Source organism: Saccharospirillum mangrovi, from assembly GCF_003367315.1.
In the GTDB taxonomy this organism is placed as follows: Bacteria; Pseudomonadota; Gammaproteobacteria; order Pseudomonadales; family Natronospirillaceae; genus Saccharospirillum; species Saccharospirillum mangrovi.
In genome coordinates this window covers 2,845,199-2,865,781 of sequence record NZ_CP031415.1, presented here as the reverse complement: position 1 = coordinate 2,865,781, position 20,583 = coordinate 2,845,199, and the positions used below count along the sequence as shown (strand labels likewise).

At 54.8% G+C, this 20,583-nt stretch carries 21 protein-coding genes; 9 read left to right on the top strand and 12 right to left on the bottom strand.

All coding sequences use genetic code 11. The features are described from left to right. Positions 1-4 precede the first annotated feature (4 nt). From ugpE to ugpB, 3 genes are all read right to left on the bottom strand, one after another. Positions 5-853, bottom strand: a complete 849-nt coding sequence (gene ugpE, locus DW349_RS13615) for a sn-glycerol-3-phosphate ABC transporter permease UgpE (protein WP_108126499.1) — start codon at positions 851-853, stop codon at positions 5-7. Beyond that, positions 853-1,734 (bottom strand): sn-glycerol-3-phosphate ABC transporter permease UgpA, encoded by an 882-nt coding sequence (gene ugpA / locus DW349_RS13610; protein WP_108126498.1) that lies wholly within the window; start codon positions 1,732-1,734, stop codon positions 853-855. Before ugpA ends, ugpE begins: the two co-directional genes overlap by 1 nt. A gap of 99 nt (positions 1,735-1,833) precedes the next feature. After that, a complete protein-coding gene (gene ugpB / locus DW349_RS13605; RefSeq protein WP_108126497.1) occupies positions 1,834-3,135 on the bottom strand; it encodes a sn-glycerol-3-phosphate ABC transporter substrate-binding protein UgpB in 1,302 nt (433 codons plus the stop codon). Positions 3,136-3,392: 257 nt separating this feature from the next. On the opposite strand from ugpB, the gene DW349_RS13600 reads away from it, so the two are divergent. After that, positions 3,393-3,992: a DUF305 domain-containing protein gene (locus tag DW349_RS13600; RefSeq protein ID WP_157954409.1), complete on the top strand. Its 600-nt coding sequence runs from the start codon at positions 3,393-3,395 to the stop codon at positions 3,990-3,992. 7 nt (positions 3,993-3,999) lie between these two features. Here DW349_RS13600 and DW349_RS13595 read toward each other — a convergent pair whose 3' ends face one another. After that, positions 4,000-4,323 carry a hypothetical protein gene (locus tag DW349_RS13595; RefSeq protein ID WP_157954408.1) on the bottom strand — a complete coding sequence of 108 codons (324 nt, stop codon included), beginning with the start codon at positions 4,321-4,323 and terminating at the stop codon, positions 4,000-4,002. On the opposite strand from DW349_RS13595, the gene DW349_RS13590 reads away from it, so the two are divergent. From DW349_RS13590 to DW349_RS13575, 4 genes are all read left to right on the top strand, one after another. Then, the gene (locus tag DW349_RS13590; RefSeq protein WP_157954407.1) at positions 4,322-4,912 is read left to right on the top strand and encodes an alpha-ketoglutarate-dependent dioxygenase AlkB family protein; all 591 of its coding nucleotides are present in this window, start codon (positions 4,322-4,324) and stop codon (positions 4,910-4,912) included. The genes DW349_RS13595 and DW349_RS13590 overlap by 2 nt on opposite strands. Positions 4,913-5,048: 136 nt before the next feature. Continuing rightward, entirely contained in the window at positions 5,049-5,918 is an 870-nt protein-coding gene (locus DW349_RS13585; RefSeq protein ID WP_108126493.1) for an acyl-CoA thioesterase, read from the top strand. Next, positions 5,915-6,526: a flavin prenyltransferase UbiX gene (locus DW349_RS13580; protein ID WP_108126492.1), complete on the top strand. Its 612-nt coding sequence runs from the start codon at positions 5,915-5,917 to the stop codon at positions 6,524-6,526. The genes DW349_RS13585 and DW349_RS13580 overlap by 4 nt, the downstream gene beginning before the upstream one ends. Before the next feature lie 83 nt (positions 6,527-6,609). Then, the gene (locus DW349_RS13575) at positions 6,610-7,689 is read left to right on the top strand and encodes a tRNA-queuosine alpha-mannosyltransferase domain-containing protein (RefSeq protein ID WP_108126491.1); all 1,080 of its coding nucleotides are present in this window, start codon (positions 6,610-6,612) and stop codon (positions 7,687-7,689) included. 19 nt (positions 7,690-7,708) lie between these two features. Here DW349_RS13575 and DW349_RS13570 read toward each other — a convergent pair whose 3' ends face one another. The 8 genes from DW349_RS13570 to traF form a co-directional block, all read right to left on the bottom strand. After that, on the bottom strand, positions 7,709-7,972 hold the full coding sequence (locus DW349_RS13570; RefSeq protein WP_108126490.1) for a YHYH domain-containing protein: 264 nt from the start codon (positions 7,970-7,972) through the stop codon (positions 7,709-7,711). Positions 7,973-8,259: 287 nt separating this feature from the next. Further along, positions 8,260-8,556: a DUF4180 domain-containing protein gene (locus DW349_RS13565; protein ID WP_198650539.1), complete on the bottom strand. Its 297-nt coding sequence runs from the start codon at positions 8,554-8,556 to the stop codon at positions 8,260-8,262. 13 nt (positions 8,557-8,569) lie between these two features. Then, entirely contained in the window at positions 8,570-8,923 is a 354-nt protein-coding gene (locus DW349_RS13560) for a DUF2200 domain-containing protein (RefSeq protein ID WP_108126488.1), read from the bottom strand. A 67-nt stretch (positions 8,924-8,990) separates the two neighbouring features. Beyond that, the gene (locus tag DW349_RS13555; RefSeq protein WP_108126487.1) at positions 8,991-9,596 is read right to left on the bottom strand and encodes a trimeric intracellular cation channel family protein; all 606 of its coding nucleotides are present in this window, start codon (positions 9,594-9,596) and stop codon (positions 8,991-8,993) included. Between the two features lie 155 nt (positions 9,597-9,751). Next, on the bottom strand, positions 9,752-10,213 hold the full coding sequence (locus tag DW349_RS13550) for a YccF domain-containing protein (protein ID WP_108126486.1): 462 nt from the start codon (positions 10,211-10,213) through the stop codon (positions 9,752-9,754). 198 nt (positions 10,214-10,411) lie between these two features. Then, a complete protein-coding gene (locus DW349_RS13545; RefSeq protein ID WP_108126485.1) occupies positions 10,412-11,170 on the bottom strand; it encodes a pteridine reductase in 759 nt (252 codons plus the stop codon). After that, positions 11,161-12,387: a multifunctional CCA addition/repair protein gene (locus DW349_RS13540; protein WP_108126484.1), complete on the bottom strand. Its 1,227-nt coding sequence runs from the start codon at positions 12,385-12,387 to the stop codon at positions 11,161-11,163. The genes DW349_RS13545 and DW349_RS13540 overlap by 10 nt, the downstream gene beginning before the upstream one ends. A gap of 107 nt (positions 12,388-12,494) precedes the next feature. After that, positions 12,495-14,168, bottom strand: coding sequence for a conjugal transfer protein TraF (gene traF / locus DW349_RS13535; protein ID WP_157954406.1), 1,674 nt, complete (start codon positions 14,166-14,168; stop codon positions 12,495-12,497). 330 nt (positions 14,169-14,498) lie between these two features. Between traF and DW349_RS13530 the strand changes: the two genes are divergently transcribed. The 4 genes from DW349_RS13530 (at position 14,499) to DW349_RS13515 (ending at position 20,539) form a co-directional block, all read left to right on the top strand. Then, positions 14,499-15,110: an LPP20 family lipoprotein gene (locus DW349_RS13530; protein ID WP_157954405.1), complete on the top strand. Its 612-nt coding sequence runs from the start codon at positions 14,499-14,501 to the stop codon at positions 15,108-15,110. A gap of 27 nt (positions 15,111-15,137) precedes the next feature. Then, positions 15,138-16,394 (top strand): flagellar assembly protein T N-terminal domain-containing protein, encoded by a 1,257-nt coding sequence (locus DW349_RS13525; RefSeq protein WP_108126481.1) that lies wholly within the window; start codon positions 15,138-15,140, stop codon positions 16,392-16,394. A gap of 219 nt (positions 16,395-16,613) precedes the next feature. Continuing rightward, positions 16,614-17,501 carry a tetratricopeptide repeat protein gene (locus DW349_RS13520; RefSeq protein WP_108126480.1) on the top strand — a complete coding sequence of 296 codons (888 nt, stop codon included), beginning with the start codon at positions 16,614-16,616 and terminating at the stop codon, positions 17,499-17,501. Between the two features lie 338 nt (positions 17,502-17,839). Further along, entirely contained in the window at positions 17,840-20,539 is a 2,700-nt protein-coding gene (locus tag DW349_RS13515; RefSeq protein WP_108126479.1) for a hypothetical protein, read from the top strand. The last annotated feature ends 44 nt before the right edge of the window (positions 20,540-20,583 follow it).

Genomic DNA, 20,583 nt, shown 5'->3' with positions numbered 1-20,583 from the left:
CCCCTTACTTTTCCTGCTCGATCAGGCCTTTGACAAAGAGTTTTTGCATAATCAGCACGACCAGAACCGGTGGCAGCATCGCCAGAATGGTGGTGGTCATAATGAGGTTCCAGGGCACCACGCCGTTGTCGGATGCCATCAGCCGTTTAATGGCCATGACGATGGTGTAGTACTGGTCATCGGTGGTGACCAACAGCGGCCACAGGTATTGATTCCAACCATAAATAAACAGAATGACGAACAAGGCCGCTATGTTGTTGGTCGACAGCGGCAACAGAATGTCTTTGAAAAAACGGATGGGGCCGGCGCCGTCCATCCGGGCGGCTTCGAGCAACGAATCCGGTACCGACATAAAAAATTGCCGGAACAAAAACGTGGCGGTGGCGCTGGCAATCAACGGAATGGTGAGACCGGCGTAGCTGTTCAACATGCCCAGATTGGAGACCACTTCATAGGTGGGCAGGATGCGCACTTCCACCGGTAACATCAGCGTAATGAAGATTAACCAGAAACAGGTGCGCCGCAGCGGAAAGCGGAAGTACACGATGGCGTAAGCCGACATCATGGAAATGATGATCTTGCCGACGGCAATCACCATCGCCATCACAAAACTGTTCCACAACATGCGCGATGCCGATACCGAAACCCCCAAACCGACTTCATTGAACAGCGCGGTTTTCAGGTTGTCCCAGCCTTGGTCACCAAACCACAGCGGCAGAATGCCGGAAACAAAATCGCTGGCCGGATGCGTAGCCGCAACCAGAGCCACCCAGATCGGCAAGCCGATGATAAAAATACCGAGCAGCAAAATCAGATGACGCAGCAGCGTCAGCCAGGGTCTGTTTTCAACCATCAGTATTGCACCCTTTTTTCGACGTAACGGAATTGCACCACCGTAAGAGCGATGACCATGATCATCAGCAGTACCGATTGCGCGGACGAAGAACCGAGGTCGAGGCCGACAAAACCATCGCTGTAGACTTTGTACACCAGCGTTTTTGTGGTGTTACCCGGGCCGCCTTGCGTGGTGGCATGAATGATCGCGAAGGTGTCAAAGAAGGCGTAGACCACATTCACCACCAGCAGGAAAAAAGCGGTGGGCGATAACAGCGGAAAGACGATTTGCCAGAAGCGTCGGAACGGACGCGCACCGTCGATGGCGGCCGCTTCAATTAACGAACGCGGTATCGCCTGCAGGCCGGCAATAAAGAAGATGAAGTTATAGCTGATTTGTTTCCAGACCGAGGCGATGACCACCAGCGTCATGGCCTGGCCAGAGTTGGCAACATAATTCCATTGATAGCCCAGTTTGCTCAGCCAGTAAGTGATGATGCCGATGCTGGGATTGAGCAGCATCACCCAAAGAATGGCGGCTACAACCGGTGCCACGGCATAGGGCCAGATCAACATGGTTTGGTAAAACCGGCCAGCGCGCACGACTTTATCAGCCATAACGGCAAGCAACAGCGCCAGTGCCATACCGCTGACGGCAACCAGGCCACTGAAGACTGCGGTAACACGAACGGAAGTCCAGTATTCGGGTTCGGATAGCAGATAAATAAAATTTTCGAACCAGACGAATTCGGTGCTGAAACCGAACGCATCTTCAACGCGAAAGGATTGATAAAACGCCTGGCCGGCGGGCCAGATAAAAAATACCAAAGTGATGATCAACTGTGGCGCCACCAGCAGATAAGGCAGCAGCCGATGTCGGAAAACAGACTTGTCGTGCATGGTGAAAAACCTGGGCCGTTAGCAGCGAAAAAGCACGGTCGGAAACCCGACCGTGCACGAAAAACGGCCAGAGTTTCCTCTAACCGTAGAGCCCACGCTTCAGCGATTGGCGCGTTCGAAACGACGCAGTTGCTGGTTGCTGCGGCGAGCGGCGCGATCCAGTGCCTGCTTGGCAGTGGCGTCACCGTTCCACACCGATTCCAGTTCTTCGTCGATGATGTCGCGAATTTGCGGGAAGTTACCCAGACGCAGACCGCGAGAGTTTGCCGTCGGCTCAACCGCTGTCATCTGGTTGATGGCAACATCGGTACCGGGGTTGTTGGCGTAGAAACCTTGTTCTTTGGTCAGCTCAACCGCCGCGTAAGTGATCGGCAGGTAACCAGAGAACTGGTGCCAGTCGGCCTGAACTTCCGGCTGAGAGAGGTATTCAAAGAAACGCGCAACGGCCGGGTAGTGTGATTCATCGTGGCCGCGCAGTGTCCACAGTGTTGCACCACCGATGATGGTGTTTTGCGGGGTGTCGATTTTGCTCGCCCAGTACGGCAGTTCGCTGACGCCAAAGTTGAAACTGGCGTTGGCGCGCACACCGGCGTAGCTGGCAGAGGAGGCGGTGATCATCGGGCACTCGCCGCTGTAGAAGCGGGCAGCGCCTTCACTGGTACGACCGGAATAGCTGAACAAACCGTTTTCGTTCCATTTCGCCAACTGTTCAATGTGGGCGATTTGCAGGTCGTCGTTAAAGACAACCTGAGTGTCCAGGCCGGTGAAGCCGTCGTCGTTGGTGGCGAAAGGAACGTTGTGACGGGCGGACAGGTTTTCCAGTTGAATCCAGGATTGCCAGGCGGTGGTGAAACCACAGTCGTAACCGGCATCCAGAATGGCCTGACCAAATTCACCCATTTCTTCCCAGGTTTTCGGGCCACGGTCCGGCAGACCGGCGGCGGCGAACGCGTCTTTGTTGTAATACAGCACCGGCGTTGAACTGTTGAACGGCATGGACAGCATGTTGCCGTTGGCATCGGCGTAGTAGCCGGTGACGGTGCTCAGGTAGGCGCTTTGATCGAAGCCGTCGCTGTACTGGTTCATCAGTTGGTAGGCCGGGTAAACGGCGCCTTCGGCGGCCATCATGGTGGCGGTGCCCACTTCATAAACCTGCACGATGTCCGGCTGCTCGCCAGAACGGAAGGCGGCGATGGCGCCGGTCATGGTTTCGCTGTAGTTGCCGCGGTAGCTGGCGTGAACGACGACGTCGTTCTGAGAAGCGTTGAAGTCGGCAACGATCTGGTCAACTTTTTCACCCAGTTCGCCACCCATGGCGTGCCAGAAAGTGATGTCTGTTGCCGCCTGTACCTGGCTGATCGCCAAGGCGCCGACGGACAATGCAATGAGGGTCTTTTTCATAACGACTGTGTTTCCCGCTAGTTGGACGGTGAGCGCAAATTGGTTGGCTGGCCGGCTGGTAACGACTGCCTCAGTGACAACCCGAATAAAGCGCGAATCACCCTAGGGGGCTTTTGTTGCATGGCGTTGACAATTTTATGGCAGCGAAATTGTGTTCATAAAATTCGTGACCCGACTCGCATCGGAACGGTGGTGCCCATCCGGTACAATGTCGATTCAAAGCGGTAACAAGTAGGAGGTAACGGATGATGGCAACAATGCACCGAAGCACAGTGGCATTGGCTTTGATGAGCGTGTTGATGTCAGCCATGGCGGCGTCGCAATCGCCGGACAACGACTTTATGCAGGCCCGTGAGCAACTGATGTCGGCGGTATTTGAGGTAACTGTGAGCGGCGATCCGGATGTCGATTTCGCGCATCTGATGGTGGCGCATCAAAGCGCAGCCTTGCCGATGATCAAAACGGTTTTGGCGCAGACCGACGACCCGACTTTTACACACGCGGTCGAACGCCTGGCGCAGCAACTCAACGACGACATCGACGCTTTAAATACCTGGCTGGAACGATACGACACCCCGGACCTGGGTGCAGACGCCGACGTCATTCGTCAGGCTTACCAGACTGCGCTCGACGAATACGCCCAGCAACGCGGTGACTTTGTTGTAGAGGGTGATGAAAACTGGGTGTTCGCGAACGCCATGCTGTGGCACCAGTCGCTGGTGATTACGCTGGATCAACTGATGCTGAATCACAGCGTCGATGCGCAGTTGCGCATTCTGGCGGGCGACGGTGTGCGTCATGCTAATCGCGACATCGCCGAGTTGCGCAACTGGATGCAAACACGCGAGCTGGAATGAACGGCGCTTATAAATCCTTGAACTGGTTTTTCAGCGCCTCAAAGGCGCGACGTTTTACATCGTCTTCCAGTTGCACCGGATCGGCATCGGGAATCAGGGCTGAGGTATCGAGGTTGGCTGGCGGTGCATCGGTTTCGGCCGCCGGCGCATCCAATTGCTCCAGATGATCCTGCAACAACACCAGCGCATCGACGGAACCGGCCAGCGCCGGGTCTTCTTCCTGATACTGCTCGATGCGTTTTTCCAACTTACCGATCACCTCTTCGATGGCGGCGCGGTCGGGTTTTTGTTCGGTGAGCCACTGTTGGGCGCTTGCGGCGGAGGTAGCCATGACGTTCGGTGAAACCTTATTCGATGATGACAGCGGACGGCTGCAAGTGTACCGGAATTGGTGCGCTGACGCCGAGTCCTGGCAGCAACGTTTGCAGACCGAACTCGATTGGCGCCAGGGCCGGGTGCGTGTGTACGGCCGCGAACATTTAACACCGCGGCTGGAAAGTTGGTTCGGCGCACCGGGCGTGCGTTATCGCTACAGCGGGCAGACGTTGGTGGCCGACGGTTGGCCCGACAGCCTGCGGCCGCTGATCGATGCGGTGTGCGCAACCACCGATATCGCCTTCAACGCCGTACTCGCCAACTGGTACCGCAGCGGTGACGACCGCATGGGCTGGCACGCCGATAACGAAACCGAATTGGGTGCGAACCCGCCGGTGGCGAGCCTGTCGCTGGGCGCGCGGCGCGATTTCCGATTGCGTCGCAACGCGAACCACAAACAGACATTGACGGTCGCCCTGGGCGAAGGCGATTTGTTGCTGATGAGCGGCGCACTGCAACACCACTGGCAACACAGCGTACCCAAACGCGCCCAGGCTGACGCTCGGTTGAGCCTGACATTCCGACGGGTGCTGGTTAACGTCTGAGCCATTCAAAATGCCGATGTTCGCGACTGTTGCAGGCCGGTTGTCGGCAAAGTTGGTATACTGCAACGCCCGATCGCCATTGGCCCGCCAGGCCGATGGTTGGAATAAAAGCAGGACGCAGTAAGAGGAGATTTCCATGGCCGAAGCGGTTGTTGAACGCTTGATCGAACTACTGACCTTGGAGCCGATTGGCGAACATCGCTATCGTGGTTTGTCGCAAGACCTGGGCTACCCAAAGGTGTTCGGCGGGCAGGTGATTGGTCAGGGTTTGTCGGCAGCGCTGCAAACCCTGGAAGGTCGCGTGCCGCACTCGTTGCATTCGTATTTTCTGCGCCCGGGCGACGTTAGCGAGCCGATTGATTATCAGGTTGAAGCGGTGCGCGATGGCCGCTCGTTCAGCGTGCGGCGAGTTATCGCTACCCAGTTCGACAAACCCATTCTGGCGATGACAGCATCGTTCCAGATTGAAGAACCGGGCCTGGAACATCAGGACGCCATGCCCAACGTGCCCGGCCCGGAAGGGCTGGAACCGGAACTGAAACTGTACCGCGATCACGCCGACGAAATTCCCACCCGGGTGCGCGATCTGTTCACCGCCGAACGGCCGATTGAATACCGCATCGTTGAAGCGCAAAACCCATTCCGCCCGCGCATGGGCATCGCCAAACGGCACATGTGGATTCGCGCCAACGGCCCGCTGCCGGACGACCCGGTGGTGCATCAATCGATGCTCGCTTACACCAGCGATTACGGCTTTCTGGAAACCGCACTGATGCCGCACGGCATTTCGCTGATGAAACCGGGGCTGACCATTGCCTCGCTTGATCACGCCATCTGGTTTCACCGGCCGTTCAAATTTGACGATTGGCTGTTGTACGTCGCCGACAGCCCCAGCGCCAGTGGCGCACGCGGCTATGTGCGCGGGCAGATTTTTGACCGCAGCGGCAAGCTGGTTGCCAGCACCGCACAAGAAGGCATGATTCGTTACCACGGAGAAGACGCATGAACCGCCGCGTCACGCTTGCCATCACCGGCGCGTCCGGCGCGCCTTACGCCGAACGTTTGTTGCAATGGTTGTTGGCGGCCAATTGCGAAGTGCATCTGCTGGTATCGAAAGCTGCTTTGATGGTTGCCGCCGTCGAAACCGGCGCGCCCTGGCCCGCCAATCACGACAAATTGCACGACCATTTGCGCGAACGTTTGGGCGACGGCGGCAAACTGATCATCGTCGGCCGCGAAGATTGGATGAGCCCGGTCGCCAGCGGCTCGGGCGCGCCGGATACAATGATCGTCTGCCCCTGCTCAACCGGCACCCTGGCAGCCATTGCCACCGGCCAATGCGACAACCTGATCGAGCGCGGCGCCGATGTGGTTCTCAAAGAAAACGGCCGCCTGATTCTGGTGCCGCGTGAAACGCCGTACAACGAAATTCACCTGCAAAATATGCTGATATTAAAACGCGCCGGCGCCGTTATATTGCCGGCCAGCCCGGGCTTTTATCACCAGCCAAAAACCATTTCGGACATGATCGATTTTGTTGTTGCCCGCATCTTAAAAAGTGCTGGCTTTGAACAGGATTTATTAGCGCCCTGGGGCGAAGAAACCAAAAATTGATTACCGCCTGAAAATGTCATCCCGGAAGTGCCGCAGGCGCTATCCGGGATCTCACCAGACCACTGACCACAGCGCTAACCACCATGAACATTCTGCTACTCAGCGCCTATCATTCCGCCAGCCACCGCTATTGGTGCGACGGCCTGATGGCTGCCTTTCCCGAACACAACTGGACGCTGCGCCACCAGCCGGCCCGGCATTTCAGTTGGCGCATTGAAGCCTCCGGCTGGCTGTGGGCAATGAGTGACGACGCGGCGTTTCAGCAATCCTACGATCTGATCATCGCCACCAGCTTAACCAATGTTGTGACCTTAAAAGCCCGCTGCCCGGCACTGCGCGATGTGCCACTGTGGTTGTATTTCCACGAAAACCAATTTGCCCATCCGTTGTCAGATCAACAACAACGAGCGCATCAAACTGCCTGGCAATTCAAGAGTCTGGAAAACGCCTTTTGTGCCGACTGGATCAGTTTTAATACCCACTTTAATCGCGATACATTTTTTACCGGAGCTCGGCAACTATTCAAAAAATTCCCGGAACAATTTCCTGGCAATGTATTGAGTAATATTGAAAAAATTTCCGACGTATTGCCGGTGCCATTAACAGAGCGGTTCTCAGCACTGCGTGAGCAACCAAAAGACCCGAAGTTGATTGTCTGGAACCATCGCTGGGAATGGGATAAGCAACCGCAGTGTTTTCTCAGTGCGCTGTTGCAACTGAAACAGAGTGGTGTCGATTTTCGACTTGCGATGTTGGGCAGTGGTGGTGGCCGCGGTGATGCTTTTGCCGGGGAGCGACAAGCCTTGGGTGAGTGTGTAGTGCATTGGGGTGAGGCCGACGAAGCAACCTACCGCCACTGGCTGGGCCGCGCTGGCGTCGGCGTTTCAACCGCCCTGCACGATTTTCAGGGCCTGGCAATGCAGGAACTCGCCCAGGCCGGCGCCACTTGCGTAGTGCCGAATCGACAAGCTTATCCAGAGTGTTTGCCGGACGCGGTGTTTTATCAGGGAAATGAACAGGATGCGGCTGAAGAGGCACGCGAATTGGCAGACGTGTTGAAGCCACAACTCAACGGTAGAAAAGTTGAAAGCGCCATACCGTTACGGTGGAAGAATTATGTGACGAACTACCAAGCAATCATCAATCGCCTTCGTTCACTCTAAACTTGTTTCAAACACCTACTTATTGTTGAACACACTGCCCGCCATATTGCGATACCAGGTCGTTGCACGTGCTAAGCGCGTAACCGCAGCGCGGTTCTCCATTAATCACATGACAATAGAGCACTCGCTGCGGTGGCGGAGTTTTGGGCGTGTGGCAGTGGTAGTCGCCGGTGCGATGATTGGTGTGGCAACCCATGGCGTTGGTGCCGCCAGAGTGACCGAAGCTGACGTTGGTGAGCGTTAGGGCAAAGAAAAACGCCGCGGTCGTTTGGAGAATTTTCATTGTTCTAGTTCCCGCTTTGGTGAGCGAGAACCAGTCGGACTGGGGACTGCCGCTGGTAGTGTCGCTCTTGTTGGCCGACATCAACATAGCGGGGTTCATCGAAATAATTAGTGAGAGCTTGTTGGCTTTTTGTAGCGGAATGTAATACCGGACTTGTGCAATAAGAGTTTGCCGTTTCCGGTGTTCTGCCAAATCACATCGTTGGAGTTATCGTTTAGCGTAATGAAGGTGATACCGCCGGTACCAGGCTTTAAGCAAATGGGTGATTTGACGATTCTGCCGTGCGCTCAGTTAAATCGACTGAGCCAGGTCTTAGCCGAATCGGCATCGCTGAAGAAACGGACCAGCGGGTGGCGCTGGTGTTCGCGAACCAGCTCAACCACGCGGTCGCCGTATACTGATGGGTCTTTCACCAGGACTGCCAGAGCCATCTGATAGTTAACAAATTTTTGAAAAATATCTCCGGCCAGGCCACTGCGCAGTGTGAAAAACTCCGTTGGCAAATTGGCTTCATCGATCAACAGGTAGCCGTGCTCTGAAGCCTGACCCAGAAGATCGGAAATATATACAATACGATCGGTCATAATGGGGTTCCGCTTAAGACTGACGAAGGATCTTCTCCATCGCTTTCCCCTTCGCCAGTTCATCAATCAGTTTGTCGAGCCAGCGGATTTTTTGCATTAACGGGTCTTCAACCTCTTCAACCCGAATGCCGCAAACTACGCCTTTTATCAGCGCTGTATTCGGATTCATCGCCGGCGCTTGGGCAAAAAAAGTCTCAACATCGGTTTGCTGGTCGAGCTGTTGTTGCAGGCCTGCTGCGTCGTATCCGGTCAGCCAATTAATTATGGTATCGACTTCGGACTGAGTGCGGCCTTTGCGTTCGGCTTTTTGGATATATGCCGGGTAGATCTTGGCAAATGGCATGGTGAAAATTCGATGCCCAGACATTGTAGCCTCCTGTCCCTGTCGTGAACGTTTTAACAGTGTAGTGCCGACTGTTTGTGCAGTGGAAGCCTCAGGGCTTATACAACACCGGCAAATGCAAGTTCCAGCGCAACGCCAATAGTCGTAATCCAGCAACGAAGACGATACCGATCCAGAACGCCACGGGCTGAGTAAGGCCGAGCGCCAGCAATAATAAGTAGACGCCAATTCCGGCAATGGCGGCTGTAGCGTAAATCTCTCGGCGCAACACCAACGGTACTTTGGCTGTAATCACGTCGCGAATAATACCGCCGGTTACGCCAGTCATGGTTCCCATCACGATCACAATCAGCGGGTCGTAACCGCCTTGCTGTGCATGTTGTGCACCCGAGAGTGCGAACAACGCCAGCCCAAACGCATCGGCCACCATAAACGCTGGACCGGGTGCTTGTTTGTAGCGCAGATAGATCAGCGTCAGCACCGTTGCTGCAATAATCACCAGCAAGTAAGCACTGTCGGTGACCCAGAAAATGGGGTGCCGGTTCAACAGCAAATCGCGCAGCGTGCCGCCGCCGATAGCGGTAATAGTCGCGATCACAATCACACCGAGAAAATCCAGATCGCGATCACGCGCCGCCAACACACCACTGGTGGCAAAGACGGCGACGCCGATTAGGTCGAGGTAGTAGAGGAGCATGGCTTGGCCCGTTAAATCGTTGTTTATTCTGAAGCTGAAGTTTAGACAGGCTGAACGCTACAGGCCTAAAGAAGTATGTCGGAATGTATGGAATAGAGGCCGGGCAGAAGGAGTGATACAGGCCGCAAAAGCAGCCTGTATCGTGGCAAAGTGTCTTATCCGTTTGCTCTCATAGCCGCCACTGTAGCGCTGGCGTTAGCCGACCGTGCAGCAATCGCAACTTCCTTCGAGACGATGGTTTTTCCCACTGGGAATATAGCTATGCCTGCTAACTTCAAGTGTTGGATGCCAAAGGGTATTCCGATAATGGTAATAAAACACAAAATGGCCGAAAAAACGTGCCCTAAAGCTAACCATAAACCGGCGAAGACGAACCAGATAATATTACCAATTAGTCCAAAACCGCCGGTGCCAATATCGGTCTGTTGGCTTAGCTCATCTCGACGAATGGCTTCTTTTCCGAATGGAAAAAATGAGAAATTGCCAATAACAAAACAGGCTCGCCCCCAGGGAATGCCAATAATCGTGACGAAGGCAATGGCACCTACAAGCCACCAAGACAGGCCCATGAAAACACCACCCAGTAAAAACCACAGTAAATTCCCTATTGCTCTCATTGTTGCTCCTTGGAGAAATATTCCGTTGAGTTCTTGAATGCTTCAGCGTCACGACTGTGATCGCTGATAGGTATTTGTATCTGTCTACCTGACGATGTCAATAAGTCTGTGAAGTTTGTTTCCTACAGGCCGATTCGGAAAAATGCCCCAGGTTATTCATGGCTAAACTGTGATCAGTCTGAAAGAGCGGATATGCAGCTACTGCCAAACCGTCCTCCCTCCATCCACCGCCAACACCTGCCCAGTCACATACTTCGCCGTCGCTAAAAACAGCGCGGCTTCTGCTAAGTCTTTCGGCTCGCCCAGTTTGCCCAGCGGTATCCTGGCCGTCAGTTGTTGCTCATAATCCGCTCCCTGGCTTTCCGGTAACAGAATGGCGCCGGGGGCGATGGCATTGGCGCGGATATTGGGCGCTAGGTCTAAGGCCATGGATTTTGTTGCGCTGATCAAGCCAGCTTTGGTGGCGGCGTAGGCGGGGTGATTGGCGAGTGGGCGCAGGGCATGGATGTCGGCGAGGTTGATGACGACGCCTTGGCGTTGGCTGAGTTCGGGTGCCAGTGCTTGGGTGAGCAAAATCGGTAAGCGCAGGTTGGTGTGCAGCAGCAGGTCGAGCTGTTCTTCATCGATGTCGCCAAAGGGTGTTGGGAAAAAGGCGGAAGCGTTGTTGATGAGTACATCGATGCGGCCGAAAGCTTTGGTGGCTTGTTGTGCAAAGTCGTTAATGGTCTCTGCGGTGTTTAATTCGGATGAAAGCGCTTGGACGCTGTCTGGGCGTTGCTGGTTGAGTTCTTTGGCCAGAGAGTCTGCGTCGGTTTTGCTCGACCGATAATGCACCAACACGCGAAAGCCGGCTTGGTGAAAGGTGCGCGCCATTTGCGCACCAAGGCGGCGCGCGCCGCCGGTAACTAATACGACGGGTGCCGGGTTGGTGGGTGTTAACTTCAGCGTCAGTTCCATCCGGTTTGTACGTCCTTCACGGCGTTGACTCGGGCGCGATGAATCGCTTCGCCGAGTTGAGCGCCTGCGTAACCTTGGGCCATTAAGTCGGCGGGTTTGACTGCGAGGCAAGCGTTCAAACAGTCACGAAATTGATCGGCCTCCGGGTAGGGTTGCTGTTCCAAGCCGGAGCGTCCGCGGGCATCGGCTTCGCAGGCGAGCAGGAAATGTTCGAAGGTTTCCGGTGCGCGAAAGGCGCCAAAGGCTTCCAGTGTTTTGACGATGGTCGCCGCTTTTAATTCGCCGATTTTGTGGCAGTGGGTGTGGTATCGCGCGGTCAGTTCGGCCAGGCGTGCGGGCTTTTTCGGCCACTTGCGCTCGGCGGCCAAGGCGGCGATGGCGTTAGCGCCCAGGTCTTCATGCCCGCGGTGCGATGGCCAATGTTTTGGATCGGTTAAACCTTTGCCAAAGTCGTGGCACAGCGTTGCCAAACGTACCTCAAGTGAGTCACTTAAGGTAACGGCGATTTGCAGCGCTTTCAGGGTATGAATGCCGGTGTCGATTTCCGGGTGCCAACGCATCGTTTGTGGCACGCCGAACAACGCATCGAATTCCGGCAGAATAATTTTCAACGCGCCACAGGCACGCAGTTCGCGGAAAAAATATTCTGGGTTGGGTTCTAATAAAGCGCGACTCATTTCCTGCCAGACGCGTTCGTGCACCAGGAATTTCAACTCGCCATCGGCCACCATGGCGCGCATCAATTCACGCGTTTCATGGGCGACTTCAAAACCTAAATGTGCAAAACGCGCGGCGAAACGGGCTACGCGCAACACGCGCAGTGGATCTTCACGAAAAGCGGGCGACACGTGTCGCAGTTGTCGTGCTTTGATGTCGGCAAGGCCACCGTAGGGGTCGATCAACTCGCCGGTGTCGCTCTTGGCGATGGCGTTGATGGTGAGGTCGCGGCGCAGCAGATCGTCTTCAAGCGTGACGCTCGGGTCGAACTGAACCTCAAAGCCGGTATAGCCGTGGCCGGACTTTCGCTCGGTGCGCGCGAGCGCGTATTCCTCTTTGCTGCGCGGGTGCAAAAACACCGGGAAGTCGGCGCCGACGCGTTGGAACCCTTCGGCCTCCAGTTCTTCCGGACGCGCGCCAACAACAACCCAGTCGCGGTCTTTCACCGCCAGGCCTAAAAGTTCATCGCGTACCGCGCCGCCGACCAGATAGGTTTGCATCGTTGGGTTATGGTTGGGAGTTTGTGGGGATTGTACTGCCGTATAGCTGGAGCGGACAGTGAACAAAAAAGGGAGCCGTCAGGCTCCCTTCTATTCAGTGGTTTTGATTACCAGTTCATAGAGAACTGAGTAGCAAAACCAGCGTCGCGGACGATGTCTTCCCATTCGTCGAATGAGGCCGGGCTGAACCAGGCGGTCAGGTCGAGGCCGGTACCGAACGGTGTGAAGCCGAGGCCGGTGGTGATGACGTGGCTGTCGTCAACGCTCAGGTTGTTGCGGTAACCGGCGCGGACTTTCATCCAGTTGAAGGCGTCGAGTTCGCCGCCCAGGCCAATGTAGCGGGTAGTAACGCCGTAACCCAGCGGTTCGTTTTCAGTCAGGTCCAGGTCCAGCGCGACGGTGCTGAAACGGGTTTCGTGTGCTGCACCAATACGGGCTTTCGGGCCCATGGAGAGTTCACGACCGGAGGCGCTTTCGAAGGTTTGCGGAATCAGGTCTTTAACTGCCAAGCCGGCGCGAACCTGACCACCCCAGATGTTGTACCAGTTTTTGGCGACACCAATGTCGAGGTTGCCGGTGAAGGCGGTGGTGGTGTTTTGGCTCAGTGTGCTGGTGTCGAAGTTACCGGCTTCATCGAAAGCAATGGTGTCTTCAAAAATTTGCAGTGATTGCAGTTTTGGCGTGACACCAACAGAGAATGTCTGGCCCATGTAGGTGAATTCGCGAGCGGCGGAAACACCCAGTTCGATAACGTTGGCGCCGAGGATGGTGACGGTTGAGTTTTCACCAAATCCGTCAGTAGCTGTACTGTCGAATTCGCCGTTGACGTAGAAGCCGTTAACGCTTGTGTAGGTCGAAACGTTATTGCCGTCATAGTCAGCATCGTGTGTGCCAGAGCAAAGATCGCCAGGATCGCCACCAGTGCTGTCCAGATTTATTGTTGTACCATTGGATTCTGCTTCCAGGTTGGCTTGTGCAATTAAAAAGTCGTTGTAAGCATTTTGATATGCGATGGTACCTGAACATGGATCCCCAGCTTCGTTAAAACCCGAAAGTACTTCAGCCGCCGCAGAAACTTCGGCCGATAATGTAGTCAACTGGTCTGCTTCATCGGTATAGCCAAGTGTGTCGTCTACGGCTAATTCCAGAGTGTTTAAATCATCATCGGCAATGTTAGCCCGCATACCTACATTGGCGCTGGTATTTAAGTGAAGTGCCAAACCTAACCCGGAACGGGGAATTGCAATCGCGGTGCCAATGGAGCCGAGGAGCGCTAAAGGTTTATCTGGCAAGGTAGACATGCTGTCGTTGGTGTCATCTACAGCCACTTCCAGGTTGCGGAGTTCGCTTTGGATGGTGTCGATTTTATCGTCCAGTGCCTGGTTAGCTTCGTTGTAGGCATCAAGTTCACCAGCATCAATACCGTCATTAAATTCATCGGCGGCGTCCGAAGTTGCTGCAACAGCATCCGGCAATTCACCCACTTCCCTCAGAATGGCATCGGTATCCGTATTCTCGAAATTCTGCGCAACATTCACTGCCTTAATAAACCCATACCCATCATCAATCGAAAACATGATGCTCGGCAGTTGCAAACCGAAGTCGACGTTATCTTCGTAAGCCGACAACAACGCCGGGTTGAACTGGCTGGCGGCGAAGGAATCAGCGGAGGCGACACCGGTGTTGCCCATGGCACTGGAGCGGGTGTCGTTTCCGGTAAAGGGGGTGGCTGAGGCTGTTCCGGCCGTCAATATGGCCAGCGCAAGCAGACTTCGTTGCATCATCTTCTTCCTTTGAGGTTGGCTGGGCGGCCATGCACCGCCATGGCGAGGTCCAAGTAAAAATAGTGTATGTGAATTGGTTTGCAAAGTGGTGACCCGCCTTTTCGGCCGGTTTTTGCCGCTTTTGGGTTTTATTGGCAGTTTTCTTTAGTGGGCTTCGTCAAAATATTGGCTGAATTTTATTGCCAATTCGTTGGCGGCTGCCTGCCGTCAACCGAACGGCGCGATCTGTGCGCCGCTTTCCGAAATGCTCCTAATGTAATTTCCGCCCTGGCCGATAGCTGGGAACAACAGCGTGTGGCCAAGAGCCGAGAGAAAATGGAGCGCCCTATGCAAGCCAAAACTATGCGCCAGCTGATCAGTCTGGCGACCCTGTCCCTGCTGCTGAGTGGATGCGGCATGTTCGGCGGTGGTGGACCGAGCCAGGAAGAACAGGTCGCGGCCATCGTGTCGGAAGTGCGACAGATCAATGAGAAATTGCCGCCGATGGAACCCATGGTGTTGCGGGCTTCCGGTTACGGCGCCATCAACCCGAACTCTGCCGGTCTGACTGAAGTTCAGCAGCGTCTGATTGCGCGTCGCGCCTCCAAGCTGGATGCCTACCGCACCATGGCGGAACGCGTTTACGGCACGCAGATCATCGGTACGTCCACCGTGGAAGACATGGTGGTGCAGAGCGATCGGTACCGGGCGTTTGTCGATACTCAAATTATGGGTGCGCGGGTGATTTACCAGGAAATGTTGTCGGACGGCAGCTACGAAACCATGGTTGAAATGGTTATCGACGAAGGCTTCCGCAACTGTCTGGCGACGCGTGCCAATGGCCGTCAAAACGCCAGCTGTGCCGCTGACATGATTCACGACATCGACGCCATTACCCGCAGCCAATTGAGCCGCCAGGGCGTTGAGTCGAACGAATCCGGCCTGTACTTCATCGAGTAATACGGACGACGGGCCGAGGAGCGCATCATGTTGAAAGGCATCACTGAGCAAAGTTTCCTGCGCTGGATGATGGCTGCCCTGATGGTTGCTGGGTTCAGTCTGAGTGGGGCGCACGCCGAGGGTTTCAGCAACGACGGCCTGGTGTTGGTCGATGCCGAAGGCGAAGCGGAGATTCAATTCAACGACCTCAACAGCGCCCGCATTCGCGCTCTGCGTCAGGCCATTGAAAGCGCCTCCATTCAGGTCAGCGCTCAGGTGCATTCCACCCAGGTGATGGAGAACGGTAACTTGACCGTCGATTACCTGCGCGTGAACAGCGCCGCCCGCGTCACCGATATTCAGATTATGAGCGAAGGCCGGGTTGGCAACGTCTATCAGGTGTCGATCACCGCACGGGTATCGTCCGACGAAGTGTGCGCCAACGTGATGGCTAACCATTACCGCAAAACCGTCGCCGTCACCGGCTTCCCGATGGACCACCCGGAGCAGTCCACCATGGGCCATCTGGGTTCGGTAGACCGTGAACTGGCGGCGTATTTAGTGAACGGTTTCGGCGGCATGGCCGGCATCCGCGCACTGAACGCGAACGCCATGACGCTCTACCCGAACAGCGACAGCGCACCAACCCAACTTTCTCCGCGCATGACGTTGACCAGCGCCGTCGAAGCGGCCAAAACCCTGGGCGCCCAGTTTGTGATTTCCGGTGCCATCCGTGAGCTGTCGATGGAAGACCCGTACGCGCCACAACCGCGCGCCTGGGACGGCATGCTCAGCCGCGTCGGTTTTGAAAAACCCGAACGCACCCGCCACTTTGTGTTCGATGTGTTCGTGCACGATGGCTATTCCGGTGCGCTGGTCTTCCAAAGCCGCTACAGCACCTACGGCGAATGGAACGAACCGCGTAACGCGCCAGTCGGTTTTGCCACCGGCCGGTTCTTCAGCACCGATTACGGCCAGCAAGTCAAAATCCTGCTCGACCAGGCGGTAGAAGACATTCAGAAAACCATTCAATGCCAACCCTTTATGGCGGCGATCAGCCAGGTAAACGGTCAACGAATTTTCGTTGATACCGGCGCCAGCAGCGGTTTGCGCCCGGGCGATTTTCTGAGCGTGTATCGCACCAGCCAGCATTTCGACCGCCAGGGCGATACCTTCTGGCAACTGAGCGACACCCGCCTGGTCGCCGAAGTGAAACAGGTACAGCCGCACTTCGCCATTGCCGAACTGGCGATTGGCAGCGAACGTTTGAACCTGCAAATGGATGATGTCGTGATGGCGTGGTGACCGTCAAAAGACGCTCTCGACTGGCGCCAGATTTCGTTTAGAACTGGCGCCTTTTTTGTGCCTGTTGTTCAGACTAAAACGTGATGCGCGTTTTAAATCCCACAAAAACAACGATTACTCAAACGGTAAGCGGACAATCTCCACCGTACAGTGCTGGCGGGCGGTTGCTTGTTATAAGCGCCGGTTCTTGCTTCCAGTCACTAACGGTGGGTTTTAGGGATGAAAAACCGATTCATTCAATCACTATTGGCAACCTTGCCGATCACTTGTCTGTTGTTGAACAGCAATGCAGAAGAACTGGTTTTCAATCAAGGCACTGAACTTTCAGACGCTCAATCCGCAGGTGCCCAATGTAGCGCAAGAATACTGCCGAATGGGGACGTCGAAGTCGTGCTAGGGTCTCAGGAAAGGATATTGCACAGCGAAGAAAAGTATCGTCTTCCGGAAGTGGTTAGGGTCGAGGCTCGTTGCGATGTAGATAGGTACTTGGTGGGTATTGTTAGGGGGGCTACGGGCAATACTACAGATTACATATATCAGGTATTTGATCTCCAGTATCGCTTGGTAAAGGAATATAACATTGTTCACCATCGGGACTTTTTTGCTGGTTATGGCGGTTTTATGTTGGGTGATATGTCCTTTTCTAATTTTGAATATCTAAACATTCCCAATCAGCCTCTTGATTTGATATATGAATTTTTTGTTTACCCAGATTTAGGGCCTACAATTGACTCATTCTACGAGTCGGTAAAAAACTCATACAATGAAAATGACGCTGAGTACTTGTCCCTTGCATCCGACAGGTTGGTAATTGATGAACTCCTATGGATCACTTCCATAGATCGCAGCAACGTATCGAAATACAACGACATTGGTTACTACTTCGAACGATCCGGTTTGTTCAATGAGGCCGTATATCTTTTGGAGAAAGTGATCGAGAAATTCCCAAACCGTACAGTGGCTTACATTAATTTAGGTGACGCTTATTGGGGTTTGGGCGAAATCGAAAATGCGAAGCAGGCCTATCGGAGTTATATCGCATTGATGCGGGACGCCGGCAGGGAATCCCGTATCCCCGAATTCGTGTTAAGCCGGGTTGAGGAATAGCAGTTTAATGCTGCCGTGTGGCGGATTTCCTCGTTAAAAGATATATCCAATAAGCAGTCCCGGCGGTGGCGAGCGCGATGTAATTGTTACTGCTGGCGTTGCCGAGCGACCTCTTTCAAACCCATTCTGCCTTCGTCACTACGGCGCAGTGCACCGCCAATACCAAAAACACCCCGTCCAATCCATCTGATTTTTATCCAAAAAAGTGTGACGCAAGTCTAGGAAACATTAAATACAACGCTCACTCAAACGGCGGGGAATTTTGCACCCTCATACGATCCTCCTCTACCGGTCGGTTAAGGCCGATACGGCTTGGCAAATGGATTGTGGAGGTCGAAATGGATAAGCGGACGTTGTTTCTCAATCTGGTCGTTTTGGGTGTGGCGCTGTTTTCGTTGGCAGGCTGCGGTGGCGGTTTTGGCCCGGAGGCTGGAGAAGAGCCGGTGCCGGAGTTTGTTGTGAATGGCAATGTGGTGGGCCTGCAAAACAATGGCCTGGTGCTGCGCAATAACCGTGGCGAAACCCGGAGCGTTCTGGGTGGTACGACCCAGTTTCAATTTGGGGCGTTGTATGCGGTGGGTGAGGCTTACGAAATCCGTGTTGACGAGCAACCGCAACAGCAGTGGTGCAAGGTGCAGCCCGAGCGCGGCACTTTCAGTTCGGCCGGCAATGTGTCGGTTGCGGTGCAGTGCGTTAATACCTATGTAACCGGCAATATTTCCGGGCCCTATGAGGGCGGGCTGGTAATGAGGGATGAGCGCGGTGCAACGAAAACGGTCTCCGCACATTTCTCTCTCAACTCCGCCTATGCCGTCGGTGATGCTTACAACATTACCATTGCGCAACAGCCGGATGAGCAGTGGTGCAAGGTGGCGAATGGCCAGGGTATTTTTACCGGCGAGCAGAGTGTTTTCGTTCGGGTTGAGTGCGTAAATTCCTACGTTTATGGCTACGTGACGGGGTTATTGAGCCCGGGGCTGACGTTGGGAAATGAACAGGGAACCGAAGTCGAGGTTCATGAAAGCTTCCGACTTATCACTCAATACGTTGAATTCCCCGATACATACTTACCGGATAAACCCTACGCCATTTCCATTGTTCAGCAACCGGCTGCACAAACGTGCAGTATCAAGAATGGTAGCGGTGTATTTAAGGGTGCCGCTGATATGCGTTTTCAAATCGATTGCACCAAGCCGACAGGCATTCTTTACGGAGTGATTACCGGGTGGAATCACGATTCATCCCTCAGTGATTATGGCAAGCTGGAACTGCAAAATAACCGTGGCGAAACGTTGGTGGTTACATCGCCATCCGATGTGCAGTTTGCATTCAATGGACCGGAATCCGATTACGCGCCGGGCGATGAATACAGTCTCACCGTCACCGGACATCCCAACCGAACGCGATGCGACGTAATTAATGGCAGCGGTCAGATTCAGGACATTACGGACAATCCCGTTGAGGTTCGGTGCGCTGCTACACAGCCAGAAATTACCCTGCAAGGTTCGATTTTCGGGCTAGAGGCCGATGGCCTGATGTTGCTCAACAACGCCGGCCAAACATTGCCTCTAACGAGTGACAAAAAGGTCTTTGACTTCGACGCGCTCTATTACCCGAGTGATGAATACGCCATCACCATTACGCGGCAGCCTGAGGGCCAATTGTGTGATCTGGTCAATGGCGCTGGCTTAGCGGGTTCGCCGGAGGCGGAGAGCATCGCCATTCATTGTTGGAAATGGCAAGCGGCGGTCAATATGGGGTTTGGTTCCTGGCCTCAAGTGGCTCTGAACGACAACGGCCATGCCGTTGTGGCTTGGCACGATGGAACTAACCTGAAGGCGCGTTACCTGAACAACAATGCTTGGGGGGGCGTAGTAACGGTTGCCGGGCAGCGTGTCATTGACGCTCCCAGGGTTGGTTTGGATGGCGACGGTGCTGGGCTGCTTGTGGGGTGGAATCGTAATGTGGATGGGCGGAACATCCTTCGCTCCAATGTCGTTTCCAGTACCGGGGCCTGGAGCGAGGCGGCGACTGTTCAAGAGTCCGCTATTAATCCGGCACTGGCCATGAACGAGGCTGGACAGGCGCTGGCGGTATGGCCGTTGGGGGCGAAATACTATTCGGGCAACAACTCTTGGTCAGGTGATCCGGATGCTATTGCACCTTCGGGCGCTATTGGCATTCCGCGCAATAATACAGTGGTGGATATAAATGCTGCCGGAACGGCTATAGCTGTCTGGCAGGAGGACATTAACTCTCAAAAAGCCACAGTGATTCGGGCCAATATCTTTAGGACGAACCTGGATGCTGAACCGTCCTGGGACAGCGCGGCCATTGAACTGGCCAGGCATCCTTATGGCACTGAAACTGAAGTTGATGGCATTGAGGGCCAACCTAAATTCGTTGGCCATCCGCACGTGGCGGTGAACAACGCCGGGCAGGCGGTCGCGGTGTGGGAGGCCGTGCAGTTGAACGAAGGTAACGTGGGTACGGGTACGGTGAACATTCTGGTCAGTGTGTACGCCCAGCGGGATGGAGTATGGGAATGGAGTGAGCCGGAACAGATTAGCGACAATCAACCCGGCCAAGGCGCGGCCGCTTTACCGCAGGTAGCGCTCGATGACCAGGGCCGCGCCGTGGCGATTTGGCAACAGCAAAACGAAACAGGTCATCGTGACATCTGGAGTAGCCAATACGCCATTGCAACGTCGCAGTGGACGACGCCGGAAAAGCGGGGGGCTGGCTCGTCGTTCGTTGATGCGATCAATCCCCAAATTGCCATGCGCGAGAAAGGCGATGCAATGGTGATCTGGATTGCCATCGAAGAGACCGAAGCCCGGTCGTTGGTGGCGCAACTCTATTCGCCCGATGCCGGCGATTGGTTGGAGCAACCTCGGGTGCTGGCGGACGTGACATCGACGGCGGGAAACTCCGGCAATAACCACCATTTGGTAATGAACAACCGGGGCCAGGCGATGGTGGTGGTTAAAGCCGAAGCCGGTGCGTCTAAATCGGTGCAAGCCATTCCCTTCTGGTAACGCTAAGCCCCAGCGCATGGGCAAAAAAAAATGGCTCAGTGAAT

Bases quoted from the DNA above. Each gene is read 5' to 3' on its own strand.
- ugpE (WP_108126499.1), bottom strand. From the start codon at position 853: ATGGTTGAAAACAGACCCTGGCTGACGCTGCTGCGTCATCTGATTTTG.
- ugpA (WP_108126498.1), bottom strand. From the start codon at position 1,734: ATGCACGACAAGTCTGTTTTCCGACATCGGCTGCTGCCTTATCTGCTG.
- ugpB (WP_108126497.1), bottom strand. From the start codon at position 3,135: ATGAAAAAGACCCTCATTGCATTGTCCGTCGGCGCCTTGGCGATCAGC.
- DW349_RS13600 (WP_157954409.1), top strand. From the start codon at position 3,393: ATGCACCGAAGCACAGTGGCATTGGCTTTGATGAGCGTGTTGATGTCA.
- DW349_RS13590 (WP_157954407.1), top strand. From the start codon at position 4,322: ATGACGTTCGGTGAAACCTTATTCGATGATGACAGCGGACGGCTGCAA.
- DW349_RS13595 (WP_157954408.1), bottom strand. From the start codon at position 4,323: ATGGCTACCTCCGCCGCAAGCGCCCAACAGTGGCTCACCGAACAAAAA.
- DW349_RS13585 (WP_108126493.1), top strand. From the start codon at position 5,049: ATGGCCGAAGCGGTTGTTGAACGCTTGATCGAACTACTGACCTTGGAG.
- DW349_RS13580 (WP_108126492.1), top strand. From the start codon at position 5,915: ATGAACCGCCGCGTCACGCTTGCCATCACCGGCGCGTCCGGCGCGCCT.
- DW349_RS13575 (WP_108126491.1), top strand. From the start codon at position 6,610: ATGAACATTCTGCTACTCAGCGCCTATCATTCCGCCAGCCACCGCTAT.
- DW349_RS13570 (WP_108126490.1), bottom strand. From the start codon at position 7,972: ATGAAAATTCTCCAAACGACCGCGGCGTTTTTCTTTGCCCTAACGCTC.
- DW349_RS13565 (WP_198650539.1), bottom strand. From the start codon at position 8,556: ATGACCGATCGTATTGTATATATTTCCGATCTTCTGGGTCAGGCTTCA.
- DW349_RS13560 (WP_108126488.1), bottom strand. From the start codon at position 8,923: ATGTCTGGGCATCGAATTTTCACCATGCCATTTGCCAAGATCTACCCG.
- DW349_RS13555 (WP_108126487.1), bottom strand. From the start codon at position 9,596: ATGCTCCTCTACTACCTCGACCTAATCGGCGTCGCCGTCTTTGCCACC.
- DW349_RS13550 (WP_108126486.1), bottom strand. From the start codon at position 10,213: ATGAGAGCAATAGGGAATTTACTGTGGTTTTTACTGGGTGGTGTTTTC.
- DW349_RS13545 (WP_108126485.1), bottom strand. From the start codon at position 11,170: ATGGAACTGACGCTGAAGTTAACACCCACCAACCCGGCACCCGTCGTA.
- DW349_RS13540 (WP_108126484.1), bottom strand. From the start codon at position 12,387: ATGCAAACCTATCTGGTCGGCGGCGCGGTACGCGATGAACTTTTAGGC.
- traF (WP_157954406.1), bottom strand. From the start codon at position 14,168: ATGCAACGAAGTCTGCTTGCGCTGGCCATATTGACGGCCGGAACAGCC.
- DW349_RS13530 (WP_157954405.1), top strand. From the start codon at position 14,499: ATGCAAGCCAAAACTATGCGCCAGCTGATCAGTCTGGCGACCCTGTCC.
- DW349_RS13525 (WP_108126481.1), top strand. From the start codon at position 15,138: ATGTTGAAAGGCATCACTGAGCAAAGTTTCCTGCGCTGGATGATGGCT.
- DW349_RS13520 (WP_108126480.1), top strand. From the start codon at position 16,614: ATGAAAAACCGATTCATTCAATCACTATTGGCAACCTTGCCGATCACT.
- DW349_RS13515 (WP_108126479.1), top strand. From the start codon at position 17,840: ATGGATAAGCGGACGTTGTTTCTCAATCTGGTCGTTTTGGGTGTGGCG.